Source organism: Caulobacter segnis (assembly GCF_003243465.1).
In the GTDB taxonomy this organism is placed as follows: Bacteria; Pseudomonadota; Alphaproteobacteria; order Caulobacterales; family Caulobacteraceae; genus Caulobacter; species Caulobacter segnis_A.
Genome location: NZ_QFQZ01000048.1, coordinates 21,801 through 36,723, shown reverse-complemented (window position 1 = coordinate 36,723; position 14,923 = coordinate 21,801). Strand labels below are relative to the sequence as shown.

At 67.3% G+C, this 14,923-nt stretch carries 16 protein-coding genes; 11 read left to right on the top strand and 5 right to left on the bottom strand.

The window, feature by feature from the left end; translation table 11 throughout:
• Positions 1 to 269: 269 nt before the first annotated feature.
• Positions 270 to 899, bottom strand: a complete 630-nt coding sequence (locus DI526_RS14945) for a glutathione S-transferase family protein (protein WP_304279509.1) — start codon at positions 897 to 899, stop codon at positions 270 to 272.
• 100 nt (positions 900 to 999) lie between these two features.
• Here DI526_RS14945 and DI526_RS14940 point away from each other — a divergent pair, with 100 nt between their 5' ends.
• From DI526_RS14940 to DI526_RS14920, 5 genes are all read left to right on the top strand, one after another.
• A complete protein-coding gene (locus DI526_RS14940) occupies positions 1,000 to 2,346 on the top strand; it encodes an MFS transporter (RefSeq protein WP_304279507.1) in 1,347 nt (448 codons plus the stop codon).
• A gap of 106 nt (positions 2,347 to 2,452) precedes the next feature.
• Positions 2,453 to 3,967, top strand: coding sequence for an MFS transporter (locus DI526_RS14935; protein ID WP_304279504.1), 1,515 nt, complete (start codon positions 2,453 to 2,455; stop codon positions 3,965 to 3,967).
• Positions 3,968 to 4,021: 54 nt separating this feature from the next.
• On the top strand, positions 4,022 to 5,332 hold the full coding sequence (gene purB, locus DI526_RS14930; protein ID WP_304279501.1) for an adenylosuccinate lyase: 1,311 nt from the start codon (positions 4,022 to 4,024) through the stop codon (positions 5,330 to 5,332).
• Positions 5,333 to 5,345: 13 nt separating this feature from the next.
• Entirely contained in the window at positions 5,346 to 5,834 is a 489-nt protein-coding gene (locus tag DI526_RS14925; protein ID WP_304279498.1) for a DNA-deoxyinosine glycosylase, read from the top strand.
• A gap of 84 nt (positions 5,835 to 5,918) precedes the next feature.
• Complete coding sequence (locus tag DI526_RS14920; RefSeq protein ID WP_304279495.1) at positions 5,919 to 7,913, top strand: M13 family metallopeptidase; 1,995 nt, start codon at positions 5,919 to 5,921, stop codon at positions 7,911 to 7,913.
• A 79-nt stretch (positions 7,914 to 7,992) separates the two neighbouring features.
• Here DI526_RS14920 and DI526_RS14915 read toward each other — a convergent pair whose 3' ends face one another.
• On the bottom strand, positions 7,993 to 8,310 hold the full coding sequence (locus DI526_RS14915) for a DUF1476 domain-containing protein (RefSeq protein ID WP_304279493.1): 318 nt from the start codon (positions 8,308 to 8,310) through the stop codon (positions 7,993 to 7,995).
• Between the two features lie 411 nt (positions 8,311 to 8,721).
• On the opposite strand from DI526_RS14915, the gene purC reads away from it, so the two are divergent.
• Positions 8,722 to 9,480, top strand: coding sequence for a phosphoribosylaminoimidazolesuccinocarboxamide synthase (gene purC / locus DI526_RS14910; RefSeq protein ID WP_099538612.1), 759 nt, complete (start codon positions 8,722 to 8,724; stop codon positions 9,478 to 9,480).
• Positions 9,481 to 9,648: 168 nt separating this feature from the next.
• A complete protein-coding gene (gene purS / locus DI526_RS14905) occupies positions 9,649 to 9,888 on the top strand; it encodes a phosphoribosylformylglycinamidine synthase subunit PurS (protein WP_252631005.1) in 240 nt (79 codons plus the stop codon).
• 56 nt (positions 9,889 to 9,944) lie between these two features.
• Here purS and DI526_RS14900 read toward each other — a convergent pair whose 3' ends face one another.
• On the bottom strand, positions 9,945 to 10,610 hold the full coding sequence (locus DI526_RS14900) for a hypothetical protein (RefSeq protein WP_304279482.1): 666 nt from the start codon (positions 10,608 to 10,610) through the stop codon (positions 9,945 to 9,947).
• 28 nt (positions 10,611 to 10,638) lie between these two features.
• Positions 10,639 to 11,262 carry a TetR/AcrR family transcriptional regulator gene (locus DI526_RS14895; RefSeq protein WP_304279480.1) on the bottom strand — a complete coding sequence of 208 codons (624 nt, stop codon included), beginning with the start codon at positions 11,260 to 11,262 and terminating at the stop codon, positions 10,639 to 10,641.
• 86 nt (positions 11,263 to 11,348) lie between these two features.
• On the opposite strand from DI526_RS14895, the gene DI526_RS14890 reads away from it, so the two are divergent.
• Together DI526_RS14890 and DI526_RS14885 are read left to right on the top strand one after the other, a co-directional pair.
• The gene (locus tag DI526_RS14890) at positions 11,349 to 12,623 is read left to right on the top strand and encodes a cytochrome P450 (RefSeq protein WP_304279478.1); all 1,275 of its coding nucleotides are present in this window, start codon (positions 11,349 to 11,351) and stop codon (positions 12,621 to 12,623) included.
• A 7-nt stretch (positions 12,624 to 12,630) separates the two neighbouring features.
• Positions 12,631 to 12,810 (top strand): rubredoxin, encoded by a 180-nt coding sequence (locus tag DI526_RS14885; RefSeq protein WP_304279475.1) that lies wholly within the window; start codon positions 12,631 to 12,633, stop codon positions 12,808 to 12,810.
• 14 nt (positions 12,811 to 12,824) lie between these two features.
• On the opposite strand, the gene DI526_RS14880 is transcribed toward DI526_RS14885, so the two are convergent.
• Positions 12,825 to 13,376 (bottom strand): RidA family protein, encoded by a 552-nt coding sequence (locus DI526_RS14880; protein WP_304279472.1) that lies wholly within the window; start codon positions 13,374 to 13,376, stop codon positions 12,825 to 12,827.
• An 82-nt stretch (positions 13,377 to 13,458) separates the two neighbouring features.
• Here DI526_RS14880 and DI526_RS14875 point away from each other — a divergent pair, with 82 nt between their 5' ends.
• Both DI526_RS14875 and DI526_RS14870 read left to right on the top strand, forming a co-directional pair.
• The gene (locus tag DI526_RS14875) at positions 13,459 to 14,313 is read left to right on the top strand and encodes a LysR substrate-binding domain-containing protein (RefSeq protein ID WP_304279470.1); all 855 of its coding nucleotides are present in this window, start codon (positions 13,459 to 13,461) and stop codon (positions 14,311 to 14,313) included.
• A 101-nt stretch (positions 14,314 to 14,414) separates the two neighbouring features.
• Positions 14,415 to 14,900, top strand: a complete 486-nt coding sequence (locus DI526_RS14870; RefSeq protein WP_304279467.1) for a DUF3291 domain-containing protein — start codon at positions 14,415 to 14,417, stop codon at positions 14,898 to 14,900.
• Positions 14,901 to 14,923: the final 23 nt, after the last annotated feature.

Below are 14,923 nucleotides of genomic sequence, written 5' to 3'. Positions count from 1 at the left end.
CCAAGCGCCCTCCCCCGCGACGGGGACAGCTCTGAGTATGGCGGCGGTTTCAACGCGGATGATCCAGCGGCGTGTAAAAGTGAGAAGCCGTTGAAATCGTTCGGTTCGATTCCGTCTACGCGGATCATGGAGCGCGACGAACGCTCGTACTTGCCCCCTCCGCGCTGACGCGCTCCTCCCCCGGAGGGGGAAGAAGTGGGCGCGATCCTTCCGCCCCCTCCGGGGGCGGACGACCACGCGGAGCGTGGTCAGGTGGGGGCCCGCGGCGGTCAGGCCGCCCGTGACGCGCGCTCCCACTCCAGGAACGCCGGGGTCTCCAGCAGCCGCTCGGCGTAGAGCCCGGCGGCGCCCGCGTCGCCATAGTCCGACAGGTGGATCTCATAGGTGCGGAAGCGGCTCGCCACCGGCGTGAAGAAGGCGTCGGCGATCGACCATTCGCCCAGCAGGAACGGCCCGCCCGAACGCTTGAGCAGCTGGTTCCAGCGTTCGACGATCTTGCGGACGTCCTTCTGGGTGGCTTCGGAAATGTCGAGCTTACGCGGGGCCTGTTCCAGCGCCATCGGGCACTCGCCGCGCAGCGACTGGAAGCCCGAATGCATCTCGGCGGCCGCCGAGCGCCCCAGGGCCCGCAAGGCCGGGTCGGCCGGCCACAACCTGGCCTCGGGGAATTTCTCGGCCAGGTATTCGCAGATCGCCAGCGAGTCCCAGACCACCAGATCGCCGTCCTTCAGGGCCGGGGCCAGCTTGCTGGGCGAATAGGCGCCGATCTCGGCGGTGGTGGCCTCGCCACGCCGCAGCTCGATCTCGATCTCCTTGAACGGCTGGCCGGTCGCCTTCAGCGCCAGCCACGGCCGCAGCGACCAGCTTGACCACCGCTTGGTGCCGATCACGAGTTCCATGGGCTTTCCTCCGCTGACGCAAATGCCGGCTGGCCCTTGGGCTTAGCCTGCGTTTATGGTCGCCTCAACGATTAGAACAGATGTTCGAGGGAGAGACGCCATGGCCAAGGACGGCCCCATCGCGCCTACCGGATCGCCCCTGATCGCGCCGGTGTCGACCGCCTACAGGCGCTACGCCCTCTGGCTGCTTCTGATCATCTATACCCTGAACTTCCTGGACCGGCAGGTGGTCAACATCCTGGCCGAGCCGATCAAGCAGGAGCTGGGCCTGGCCGACTGGCAGCTGGGCATGATGACGGGCCTGGCCTTCGCGGTCTTCTACACCGTGCTGGGCATCCCGATCGCGCGCCTGGCCGAGCGCAAGAACCGGCCGCTGATCATCTCCGCCTCGGTCGCGGCCTGGAGCGCCTTCACCGTGCTCTGCGGCTTCGCCCAGAACTTCTGGCACCTGATCCTGGCCCGCATCGGCGTCGGGATTGGCGAGGCCGGCTGCACCCCGCCCGCCCATTCGCTGATCACCGACTATGTCCCGAAGGAAAAGCGCGCCAGCGCCATCGCCTTCTACTCGATCGGCACGCCGCTGGGCACGCTGGTCGGCATGGCCATGGGCGGGCTGGTGGCCGACGCCTATGGCTGGCGGGTGGCCTTCATGGTCGCCGGCGCCCCCGGCGTGGTGTTCGCCATCATCGCCGCCCTCACCCTGGTCGAGCCGCGCAAGCAGCTGGCCGCCGATCTCGCCGCCCGCGCCGCCCAGCCGATCGGCCTGGGCGCGGCGCTGGCGCTGCTGATCGCCAAGAAGACCTTCTGGCTGGTGGCCCTGGCCGCGGCGATCAAGGCCTTCATCGGCTATGGCCAGGCGCCGTTCACCGCCTCGTTCTTCTTCCGCAACCACACGGCCGAGCTGGCCAGCCTGGCGGCCCAGTTCGGTCTGAAGTCCGCCGGCTTCCTGGGCCTGTCGCTGGGCCTGATCGCGGGAACGTCCGGCGTGATCGGCGCTTGGCTGGGCGGGGTGATCGCCGATCGCTACGGCTCCAGGGACATCCGGGCCTATGTCATCGCGCCAGCCCTCGCCTCCTTGGCGGCGGTTCCCCTCTACATCGCCGCCATCAACCTGCCCGGCGCCGTTCCGGCCCTGATCCTGCTGGTCCCTTACTACCTGCTCGGCGCCTTGTGGTACGGCCCCGTCTACGCGACCGCCCAGAGCATCGTCGATCCGGCCATGCGCGCCACGACCGCCGCCGTGTTGCTGTTCATCATCAACCTGATCGGCCTGGGCCTCGGCCCGCTAGGCGTGGGCCTGATGAGCGACCTGTTCGCCGGCCCGCTGGGCATGGGATCGGCCGAGGGCGTCCGCTGGGCGCTGATCGTCTCTGCGCTGATGGGCGTGGTGTCGTTCGGGCTGTTCTGGCGGGCGCGGCGCACCATCGCCGCCGAGATGGTCTCCTGAAATCGAGGGCGTCAGGGGCGCGAAATTTAGCCCCTGGCGCTTTGCCTTCCGCTCGGTCACAGTCCCTTCAACAATTAGAACAAATGTTTGAAGGGAGAGAGTCAGTATGGCCGACGCGCGTGCGTCCGGCGGCGATCGGCCGCTTTATTCGCCTGTATATTCCAAGGGTTACAAGGCCGCAGTGCTAGGGCTGCTGCTGGCGACCTACACCTTCAACTTCATCGACCGCACGATCATCGCCACCATCGGCCAGGCCATCAAGGTCGACCTCAAGCTGACCGACACCCAGCTGGGCCTGCTGGGCGGCCTCTACTTCGCCCTGCTCTACACGATCCTGGGCATTCCGATCGCCCGGCTGGCCGAGCGCTACAATCGCGTCACCATCATCTCGGTCTCGCTGGTCATCTGGTCGGGCTTCACCGCCCTCTGCGGGGCGGCCGCCAACTTCACGCAATTGGCCCTCTACCGCTTCGGCGTGGGGGTCGGCGAGGCGGGTTGCTCGCCGCCCAGCCACTCGCTGATCAGCGACTATTACGAGCCCAAGGCGCGCGCCTCGGCCCTGTCGATCTATTCGTTCGGCATCCCGCTGGGCACCATGTTCGGCGCGGTGGCCGGCGGATGGCTGGCGCAGGAGTTCAGCTGGCGCGTCGCCTTCGTCATCGTCGGCCTGCCGGGCGTGCTGCTGGCCCTGCTGGTCAAGCTGGTGGTCAAGGAGCCGCCGCGCGGCCATTCCGAGATCGTCGAGCGCCCGATCGAGGCCGAGGACGTGGTGGTCGAGCCGGCCGCCAAGCCGCCGTTCTCCCTGGCCCAGGAGTTCGCCGAGCTCTGGGCCGTCACCAAGATCCTGTTCGGCAAGTGGCCGGTCCTGCACATGGTGCTGGGCGTCACGATCGCCTCGTTCGGCTCCTACGGCTCGGGCGCGTTCGTTCCGCCCTACTTCGTGCGGACCTATGGGCTGGGCCTGGCGCAGGTGGGGCTGATCGTCGGCCTGATCGGCGGGTTCTCGGCGGGGGTCGGCACGCTGGTGGGCGGCTTCCTGTCGGACTGGGCCGGCAAGAAGAGCGCCCGCTGGTACGCCCTGACGCCGGCCATCGGCCTCCTGATCTGCACGCCGATCTATATCGCCGCCTATCTGCAGACCAGCTGGCAGGCCACGGCCCTGATCCTGCTGATCCCCGGCATATTCCACTACACCTACCTGGCCCCGACCTTCGGCGTGGTGCAGAACTCGGTCGAGCCGCGCCGCCGGGCCACCGCCACGGCCTTGCTGTTCTTCTTCCTCAACCTGATCGCCCTGGGCGGCGGGCCCGTGTTCACCGGCTGGCTGATCGACCATCTGGCGCAGTTCAACTTCAACAACCCCGGCTCGACCGGCATCCTGCACGCCGTGGTCGGCTCGTTCGGCGAGACAGGCCCCGCCAGCTTCGGGGCGGCTTGCCCCGGCGGCCTGGCCCCCAAGGGCGCAGCGCCGGAGCTGGCCAAGGCCTGCGCCGCCGCCATGGCCCGCTCGACCCAGCAGGGCATCATCGTCTCGCTGTGCTTCTACGCCTGGGCCGGCGTCCACTACGCCCTGGCGGCGATCGGGCTGGTCAAGCACATGAAGGCGCGGGCGGGGGCGTAAGTAATAACCCTCTTCCCTTGACTCCCGGGGCGGTCGGGTCGAAACGGCCGCCCCATGATCAGCCGCTACGCCCGCCCCGAAGCCGCCGCCATCTGGTCCAGCCAGACCAAGTACAAGATCTGGTTCGAGATCGAGGCCCACGCCGCCGACGCCATGGCCGAGCTTGGGGTCATCCCCAAGATCGCCGCCGAGACGATCTGGGAGAAGGGCCGCGACGCGGTCTGGGACAGCGACCGCATCGACGAGATCGAGCGCGTCACCAAGCACGACGTGATCGCCTTCCTGACCCACGTGTCGGAGATCGTGGGTCCCGAAGCCCGCTTCCTGCACCAGGGCATGACCAGCTCGGACGTGCTGGACACCTGCTTCGCCGTGCAGCTGTCGCGCGCCACCGATCTTCTGCTGGAAGACGTCGACCTCGTTTTGGCCGCGCTGAAGCGTCGCGCGCTCGAGCACAAGATGACCGTCTGCGTCGGTCGCAGCCACGGCATCCACGCCGAGCCGATCACCTTCGGCCTGAAGCTGGCCGGCTACTACGCCGAGTTCCAGCGCGCCAAGGAGCGGCTGGCGATGGCCAAGTTCGAGATCGCCACCTGCGCGATCTCGGGCGCCGTCGGCACCTTCGCCAATGTCGATCCGCGCGTCGAACAGCACGTGGCCGACAAGATGGGCCTGGCCGTCGAGCCGGTCTCGACCCAGGTGATCCCGCGCGACCGCCACGCGGCCTATTTCGCGGCCCTGGGCGTCGTGGCCTCGTCGGTCGAGCGCCTGGCCACCGAGATCCGTCACCTGCAGCGCACCGAGGTCCTGGAGGCCGAGGAGCCCTTCGATCCGGGCCAGAAGGGCAGCTCGGCCATGCCGCACAAGCGCAACCCGATCCTGACCGAGAACCTGACGGGCCTGGCGCGCCTCGTCCGCTCGGCCGTGGTCCCGGCCATGGAGAACGTCGCCCTCTGGCACGAGCGCGACATCAGCCACTCGTCGGTCGAGCGCGGCATCGGTCCCGACGCCACGATCCACCTCGACTTCGCCCTGCGCCGCCTGGCCGGCGTGATCGAGCGCTTCAACATCTATCCCGACAACATGGCCAAGAACCTGGACAAGCTGGGCGGCCTCGTCTTCTCGCAGCGCGTCATGCTGGCCCTGACGCACAAGGACGTCAGCCGCGAGGACGCCTATGCGGCGGTCCAGGGCAACGCCATGAAGGTCTGGCGCGGCGAGGGCCGGTTCCTCGACTTCCTGAAGGCCGATCCGGTGGTCTCCAAGGCCCTGACGGAAACCGAGCTCGAGGAGCTGTTCGACCTGGGCTACCACACCAAGAACGTCGACGTGATCTTCAAGCGCGTCTTCGGCGAGCAGGCCTAAGGTCCCGACCGCCGTGCGCAAGGCGGGCTTTCCCCCGGTCGTGGACGCGGACACCCGCGTCCTCGTCCTGGGCAGCCTGCCGGGCGAGGCCTCTCTGGCGGCGGGGCGGTACTACGGCAATCCCCGGAACGCCTTCTGGCGCCTGATGGAGCGGGTGCTGGACACGCCGCTGGTCGCCCTCGGCTATGACCAGCGCCTCTCCGCGCTGCTGGCCCACGGCGTCGGACTTTGGGATGTGATCGCCGAGGCCGAGCGCCCCGGCAGCCTGGACGCCGCCATCCGCGATCCGGCCGCCAACGACCTGGCGGCGCTGATCGAAACCCTGCCGTCACTGCGCCTGGTCGCCTTCAACGGCGGAACGGCGGCGCGACTGGGCGTCCGTCTTCTGGCCGGCCGCGTCCCCAGCCTGGCCCTGCCCTCCTCGTCGCCGGCCCACGCGGCGCGCAGCTTCGAGCAGAAGGCCAGCACGTGGTACGAGATCAGGCGTTATCTCGCCCGCTGACCCACATTACGCGAAATTCATCTGCGCCCGGGGCGGGTCTGGTGCAGCATCCCGGCTCCTAGAGGGGCATTGGAACCTAAAAGCATGCGCATCTTCCTGCTGGCCGCCGTTTCGGCGGTGGCGATCTCCGGCGTGGCGACGGCCGCCGACAAGCCGATGTACGGCGCCTGGGGCGTCGACCTGACCGCCCGCGACCTGGCCGTGAAGCCCGGAAACGACTTCAACAAGTACGCCAACGGCGCCTGGGAGAAGCGGACGACGATCCCCGCCGACCAGGCCTCGGCCGGCGTCGGCTACGACGTCTACAACCGCTCGCAGGACCAGCTTCGGACCCTGATCGAGACGGCCGCGCCTAGCTCGCAGATCGGCGGCCTCTACCGCAGCTTCATTGACGAGGCCAAGGTCGAGGCGGTCGACGACGCGCCGCTCAAGGTCGACGTGGCGGCCGCCATGGCCGTGTCCTCGAAGGCCGAGATGGCGCGCGCCCTGGGCGCGGCCCACGGCGGCTTCGGCCCAGACCTGTTCTCGCTGGACATCTATCCCGACGCCAAGACGCCCGAGATCAACGTCCTCTATATCGGCCAGTCGGGCCTGGGCCTGCCGGACCGCGACTACTACCTGACCGAGGGGTTCAAGCCGCAACTGGAGGCCTACAAGGCTCTCGCGACACGCGCGCTGACGATGGCCGGCTATCCGGAGCCGGCCAAGGCCGCCGCCGACGTGGTCGCGTTCGAGACGGCGATCGCCAAGATCAGCTGGGCCGTCGCCGACCGGCGCGATGTCGAGAAGACCTACAACCCGGTCACGCTGGACGAGCTGAAAGCCTACGCGCCCGAGTTTCCCTGGGCCGACTACCTCGCCGCCGCCGGCATGCCCGGCCTGACCAAGGTGGTGCTGGGCGAGAAGACCGCCGTCCGTGACCTGGCCAAGCTGTTCGCCGACACGCCGCTGGAGACGTTGAAAGCCTGGCGCGTGGTCCAGGGCGTCGTCGAGATGTCGCCCTACCTCTCCAAGCGGTTCGTCGACAGCCGCTTCGAGTACATCAAGGCCCTGACCGGTCAGACCCAGCTGCGTCCGCGCTGGAAGCGCGGCGTGGTGCTGGTGGACGGCAGCCTCGGCGAACTGGTCGGCCAGGCCTACGCGGCCAAGTACTTCCCGCCGTCGTCCAAGGCGCAGATGCAGGTCCTGACCGACAACCTCAAGGTCGCCATGGCCGCGCGGATCAACAAGGCGCCCTGGATGGCCCCGGCGACCAAGCAGGCGGCGCTGGCCAAGCTGTCCAAGATGAAGGTGATGGTCGGCTATCCGGACAAGTGGCGCGACTATGCGGGCCTGAAGATCGACGCCGGCGACCTGTACGGCAACGTGCGCCGCAGCGGGGCCTTCGAATGGGCCTACAAGCTCCAGGACCTGGGCCAGCCGGTCGACAGCGGCAAGTGGGCGATGACCCCGCAGACCGTGAACGCCTACAACGGCGGCCTGGAAAACAAGATCGTGTTCCCGGCGGGCATCCTGCAGGCGCCCTATTTCGATCCAGCGGCCGATCCGGCCGTGAACTATGGCGCGATCGGCGCAGTGATCGGCCACGAGATCAGCCACGGCTTCGACGACCAGGGCCGCAAGATCGACGAGACCGGCAAGCTGCGCGACTGGTGGACGGCCGAGGACGCCAAGCGCTTCGAGGCCCAGGCCGCGGTGCTGGGCGCGCAGTACAACACTTACGAGCCCGTGCCGGGCATGAAGATCAACGGCGCCCTGACCATGGGCGAGAACATCGCCGACCTGGCCGGCCTGCAGGTCGCCTACGACGCCTACCACGCCTCGCTGAAGGGCAAGCCCGCCCCGGTGATCGGCGGCATGACCGGCGACCAGCGCTTCTTCCTGGCCTTCGCCCAGGCCTGGCAGGACAAGACGCGCGACGACGCGCTGAAGCAGCAGATGGCGTCCGACCCGCACTCGCCGTCGAACTTCCGCGTGATCGGCCCGACCCGCAACGTCGACGCCTGGTACGCGGCGTTCGGCGTGAAGCCCGGCGACAAGTTCTACCTGCCGCCCGAGAAGCGCTCGCGCATCTGGTAACGCGACATATCCAAAAACAAAGGGCCGCTCGATCGAGCGGCCCTTTTTCATGTCTTCCGGCTGAGGAAAAACGGTTCGGTTATTCGCCGGCCTTGATCTGCTCGCGCGCCATGGCCATCAGCTCGTCCATCTTCATGCGGACCTCGCCCTCGCTGACCGAGACGCCCGAGCCCTTCAGGTCTTCGAAGACCTTGCGCAGCACGTCTTCGTCGCCCGGCTGTTCGAAGTCAGACTTGACCACGGCGCGGGCATATTCCTCGACCGTCGCCAGGCCCATCAGGCCCGCCGCCCATTCGCCCAGCAGGCGGTTGCGGCGCGCCGACGCCTTGAATTCCAGTTCCTGGTCCAGCGCGAACTTGCGTTCGAAACCCTGCTCGCGTTCGTCGAAGGTGGTCATGAAGGCCCCAAAGTCGCCAGCCTGTCTGAAGCCAAATCAACCGATTTGGCCGCGGCAGGCCCTAATTCCAAACATTTAGAGCATGACGGTCGCCAAAGCCGGCGTCCACTTTCGGCAATCATGCTCCTACGCCGGCTGCATATCCCGTGCCGCTTCGGTCCGCAATCGGGCTGTGGAGCCGACGCGACGTTTCCGGCGACGATCATAGACCAAACTACCTGCGTTTGTTTGCGCGCGCGCGCTCATTCGGGTAGGTTCCGGCGGACATTTTTTAGTGAGCGGCCTTGAGTCGAACGCCGCGCGCAGCTATCCGCCGCGCGCGCTTTTCGTTTCACGGGAAGTTTTTCCGGTCTCCGGGAAGTTTTCGGGTATGGGCGGCGCGCGCTTCCAAAAAGGGCCTCGACGAGAGCCATGACGACCCGTCGCAAGAAGATCTACGAAGGCAAGGCCAAGATTCTGTACGAAGGGCCCGAGCCCGGCACCCTGATCCAGTACTTCAAGGACGACGCCACCGCGTTCAACGCGCAGAAGAAGGCCGTCCTGGAAGGCAAGGGCGTGATCAACAACCGGATCAGCGAGTACATCATGACTCGCCTGAATTCGATCGGCGTCCAGAACCACTTCATCCGCCGCCTGAACCTGCGCGAGCAGCTGATCAAGGAAGTCGAGATCGTCCCGCTAGAGGTCGTGGTGCGCAACATCGCCGCCGGCTCGATCGCCACGCGCCTGGGCCTGACCGAGGGCCAGCCCCTGCCCCGCTCGATCATCGAGTTCTACTACAAGGACGACAAGCTCGGCGATCCGATGGTCTCCGAGGAGCACATCACCGCGTTCAACTGGGCCGCGACCCAGGAGATCGACGACATGATGGCCATGGCCCTGCGGGTGAACGACTATCTGTCGGGCCTGTTCAGCGGCGTCGGCATCACGCTGGTGGACTTCAAGATCGAGTTCGGCCGCGTCTACGAAGGCGACTTCTCGCGCATCATCCTGGCCGACGAGATCAGCCCGGACAGCTGCCGCCTGTGGGACGCCGCGACCAACGAGAAGCTGGACAAGGACCGCTTCCGCCGCGACCTCGGCAACGTCATCGAGAGCTATACCGAGGTGGCCCGCCGCCTGGGGATCATGAAGGAAATGCCGACCGTCATCCAAGGCGGCGTGCACTAAAAAGGACCCCTTCTCCCTGCGGGAGAAGGAGGGGCCCGCGCGTCCCCGGACGCGTGGGAGGATGAGGGGTTTCACCCCATCCGGACGGCCCCGTAACCCCTCACCCTCCCATGCCGCGCATGGGTCCCTCCCTCTCCCTCGGGGAGAGGGTCGCGAAAAGGCAAGACGATGAAAGCCACCGTCCACGTGTTCCTGAAGCCCGGCGTGCTCGACGTCCAGGGCAAGGCCGTCGAGAACGCCCTGCATGGCCTGGGCTGGCCTTCGGTGAAGGACGCCCGCGTCGGTCGCGTCATCGAGTTCGACCTGGACGCCACCGACGCCGAAGCCGCCAAGGCCGAGGTCAAGGCCATGTGCGACAAGCTGCTGGCCAATACGGTCATCGAAAGCTACCGCATCGACGTCGCCTAGGGCCCAGCCCAGACGGCGCGGGCTGGCGGACCGGCGCGCCGCTGAGCCGGCCCGCTTTACGGCGTTGGCGTTCCGGGCCGCGCGGCCTTCATCGCGCTCTGGACGCTCTCAAGCTTGGCCTGCTGTTCGGCCAGCGCCGGAACCCCCAGCGCCGATCGCAGGGCGTCTGGAATGAGATCCCGGTTATAGGGGTCCAACGTCGGCGCCTCGCCCTGCCGAACCGTGGTTTGGGTGCCGTAGATCTGCGCCCCTCCAGTCATTTGCAGGTAGCGGTCGAGGCTGGCCGCGGCGATCCAGGCGGCTTGCTGCGATCCTCTAGCGGCGGCGGCGATCGCCAGGCTGTGAGCCATGAGAAAGTCGTCCGGCCGGAGCCCGTGCTGGAAAACGAAGGCGGCTTTGCGGAAGTCCTCGCCCGTCTTGAGCGCGCCGGCCTCCAGCAGAGCCCGAACCTTAAGCCGACGCGCGGCGTCTTCGGCGGTCATCCGTTCGACGAACGCGCGGTCCGGCTTCTGGCCCACCGTAAAGCCCTGCCGGATGGCTTGGTCCGCGTTAAAGATCTCCGTCATGGCCGCGTTGTCGGGCGCCGGCTCGGCGTCCCGAGCGAAGGCCGGCGCCGTCGATGAGAGGACCAGACAAAGAACGGAAGCAAGCAGCGCACGGGACATGGATTGAACTCGCGTTGAAAGAGCGAGGATCTCACAATCACGGGCGGGGCGGTTCAAATGAAATCCCAGACAGGATTTCTTCAATCTAGGCCGCGAAGCTGCGCCGCAGCATCGCCAGGCTGGTCTCCCGGATGGGCTCCAGGTCCATGCCGGGATCGATCAGCAGCTGGGTCGAAAGCCCCAGAAGCAATGACCCCACCATCAAGGCGGCTGCGTCAGCGTTGAGCCCCGGGCGGATCAGGCCCTCGGCCTGACCGCGCAGCACCATGGCTTCCAGCCGCTCCTCGGCGCCCTTGTGGGCCACCGCGAACGGCGCGCGCAGTTCCGAGACGTCGGCCACCGCGCCGGCCAGCAGCACGAAATAGGCCCGCATCTCCCCGTCGCGCGACAGGTTCGTCAGGAAGGCGTCGACGAAACCCAGCACCGCCTCCAGCCCGTTGAGCTGGTCCAGGCGCCGATCGTCCATCTGCGCCGCCAGCCTCGCCTGCAGGCGGGCGATCAACGCCTCAATCAGGCCCTGCTTGGAGCCGAACCGCTGGGTGACGAGCCCGCGGCTGTAGCCGGCCCTAAGCCCGATGTTCTCGAAGGTGGCGGCGGCCACCCCCTGCTCGGCGATCAGCTCGGCGGCGGCGCGCAGCAGTTCGGCCTCCGACTGCTGGCGGCGATCGGACTGGGTGCGGCGCTCGGGGACCTTAAGGGACGATGTCATCTTGCCGAACTTAGTTATTTGTTGGACAACAAGCAAATAATTGAGATGGCCGCAGAGCCATCCTCGGGAGGAGCCAGGAGGCCTGCATGACGATCCCCGCCGACATCGCCAAGGACATTGTCGACCCCACCGCCTACGCCGACGGCGATCGCGTCGACCAGGCCTTCGCCTGGCTGCGCAAGGAGGCGCCGCTGGATGTCGCCCAGCCCGAGGGCTTCGATCCGTTCTGGGTCGTCACGCGCCACGCCGACATCCTGGAGGTCGAGCGCCAGAACGAACTGTTTCACAACGGCGACCGCGCCACCGTGCTGACCACGATCGAGGCGGACCGCAAGGTGCGCGAGATGATGGGCGGGTCCCCTCACCTCGTTCGCTCGCTGGTGCAGATGGATAATCCCGACCACTTCGCCTATCGCAAGATCACGCAAGGGTCGCTGCTGCCGCAGAATCTGCGGGCGCTGGAGGCCCGCATCCGCGAGATCGCCCGCGGCTTCGTCGACCGCATGGCCGAGCACGGCGACCACTGCGACTTCGCCCGGGACGTGGCCTTCCTCTATCCGCTGCACGTGATCATGGAGGTGCTGGGCGTCCCCGAGAGCGACGAGCCCCGCATGCTGAAACTGACCCAGGAGCTGTTCGGCAACGCCGACCCCGACCTGAACCGCAGCGGCAAGACGATCACCGACGCCGGCGAAGGGGTCGACAGCATCCAGTCCGTGGTCATGGACTTCATGATGTACTTCAACGCCATGACCGAGGATCGCCGCGCCAGGCCGCGCGACGACCTGGCCAGCATCATCGCCAACGGCAAGATCAACGGCGAGCCGATGGGGCACCTGGAGGCGATGAGCTACTACATCATCGCCGCCACCGCGGGGCACGACACCACCTCCTCGACCACCGCCGGCGCCCTGTGGGCGCTGGCCGAGAACCCCGACCAGTTCGCCAAGGTGAAGGCCGACCCGTCGCTGATCTCCGGCCTGATCGAGGAATCGATCCGCTGGGTCACGCCCGTGAAGCACTTCATGCGCACCGCCACGGCCGACGCCGAACTGGCGGGCAGGAAGATCGCCAAGGGCGACTGGCTGTTCCTGTCCTATCCGTCCGGCAACCGCGACGAGACGGTGTTCGACGACCCGTTCAGCTTCAAGGTCGACCGCACGCCCAACAAGCACATCGCCTTCGGCTACGGCGCGCACATCTGCCTGGGTCAGCACCTGGCGCGGATGGAGATGCGGGTGCTGTGGGAAGAGCTGTTCGCCCGCCTCGACAGCGTCGAGCTGGACGGGACGCCCACCCGCATGACCGCCAACTTCGTCTGCGGCCCCAAGGCCGTGCCGATCCGCTTCAAGATGCACTGAGGCGGCGATGAGCGCGGAACCCCTCAAGGTCTGGCAGTGCCGCACCTGCGGCTACATCTACGACGAGGAACAGGGCGATCCCGCCGAGGGCCTCGCGCCCGGCACCCGCTGGGCCGACATCCCCGCGGGCTGGATCTGCCCGATGTGCGGCACGCCGAAGTCCGACTTCGACATGATCGAACTGTAGTCGGCGCCTTCAAGTCACGCCGGATCGATGGCGACCGTCATGTCCAACTCCAGCGGCGCGTTGCGGGGCAAGGCGAAGACGCCGACCGAGGTGCGAGCATGCTGGCCCTCCGGCGCCAGGATCGCATTCAGGAGTTCGGACGCGCCATTAGACACCTCGCTGATCTGATAGAAGCCCGGCGCCGTGCGGACATAGACCGTCATCTTGGTGACGCGGCGGACGCGGCCGAAGTCGCCGAGGTAGACCCGCACGGCGTTCAGGCAGCGCAAGGCGGAAACCTTGGCGGCGTATTGCGCCTGCTCCAAGGTCACTTCGGCTCCAACTGCGCCGGTCGCGACCAGCACGCCGTCAAGACTGGGCACCATGCCACTGACCTGAAGCACGCCGCGATCCTCGACGACCGAGGCATAGGCGCCGCCCGGCGCCGACTTCCCGAGATCAATCCCCAGCGCGGCGATGCGGTCGGAGATCAGGTCGTGACGGGCGCTGGTCATGGCGTTTCCTCGGCTAGCGGCGAATGGCGCGGCGGCGATCAGCGATAGCAGGGCGCGGCGGTCTGGCGTCATGCGCACAGTCTTAACGCCAAGCCGGCTTGGCCGCTCATTCGAATTGACAGGCGCAGCGTTCGATCTGACTCATGCCTCCGTCATGCGTTCCGCTCCGCTTCTGCCGCCCATCCCCGCTCTGCGAGCATTCGAGGCCGTGGCGCGTTTGCGGGGCGTCTCACGAGCGGCGCGCGAACTGCTGATCACCCAGAGCGCTGTCAGCCATCATGTCCGCAAACTGGAGCAGGACCTCGGCGTGACGCTGTTCGTCCGCCACGCCCGCGGCATGGACCTGACCCCGGCGGGCGAGCGCTACTACGACACGGTCGGCCGGGCGTTCGCCTTGATCGCCGACGGGACGGCCGCCCTGGCCAGCGAAGCGAACGCGGTCGTGCGGATCAGCGTGCTGCCTTCGTTCGCCGCCCATTGGCTGGCGCCGCGGCTGGGCCGGCTTCGCAAGGCTCATCCCACCCTGACCGTCGAACTCGACCCCAGCCTGGACGCCGCCGATCTGCGCGCGGGTCGCCACGACCTCGCTATCCGCTACGGGGGCGGCGTGTGGGACGGCGTGGACGCAACCCTGCTGATGACCGAGCGCCTGACGCCAGTGGCCAAGACGGGCTCGACGCTCGCGGACCTGCCGCTGTTGATCACCCGGAAAGCCTTCGACTGGACGCTGTGGAGCGCAGCCGCCGGCTTCGACTTCGCGGCCGCACGAAAGGTTCAGCTGACCGACTACAATGTCGTCGCGCAAGCGGCGCTACAGGGCGAGGGCGTCGCGCTGGGCCGCCTGCGCATGATGGGATCCGCGCTTGAGCAAGGCGTGCTGACCGCGCCCTACGACCTCGTCTTGGAAACCCGGGAAGCGGCCTATTGGATCGTCATAGCGAGCGGCCGTAGGCCGTCTCGCGCAGCCTCGACCGTAATCGATTGGCTGCGCTCGGAGGCAGCCGACTGAGACGACAGCGCACCCAGGACGGTCCGGCAAAATTCTCTACCTCCCCTTCCGCTCGAAGCTTCGCAGCACAATGTTCGACGACGAGCGGAAGGGAGACCCTCATGAGCGAGACGTTCCACCTGGCCCAGGTCAATGTCGGACGCCTGAAGGCGCCGATCGATCACCCGATGATCAAGGACTTCGCCGACAACCTCGACCGCATCAACGCGCTGGCCGAGGGTTCGCCCGGTTTCGTCTGGCGACTGAAGGGCGATGGCAACAACGCTACGGACCTGGCGATCGGCGACGATCCGCTGTTCATCCCCAACCTCTCGGTCTGGACCGACATCCCGTCCCTGGGCGCCTTCGTCTATCGCAGCGGGCACATTGAGATCATGCGCCGCCGCCGCGAGTGGTTCGAGCACATGGACCTCTATATGACGCTGTGGTGGGTCCCGGCCGGCCATACGCCGACGGTCGAGGAGGCGCTGGAGAAGCTGGCCCACCTGGAAGCCCACGGTCCGACGCCCGCGGCCTTCACCTTCAAGACGCCCTTCCCGCCGCCCAGCGGCGAGGCGGTAGAGCCGGAATTGGACGCGTGCGCGTAATATCGGCCTTGCGTGACTGACAT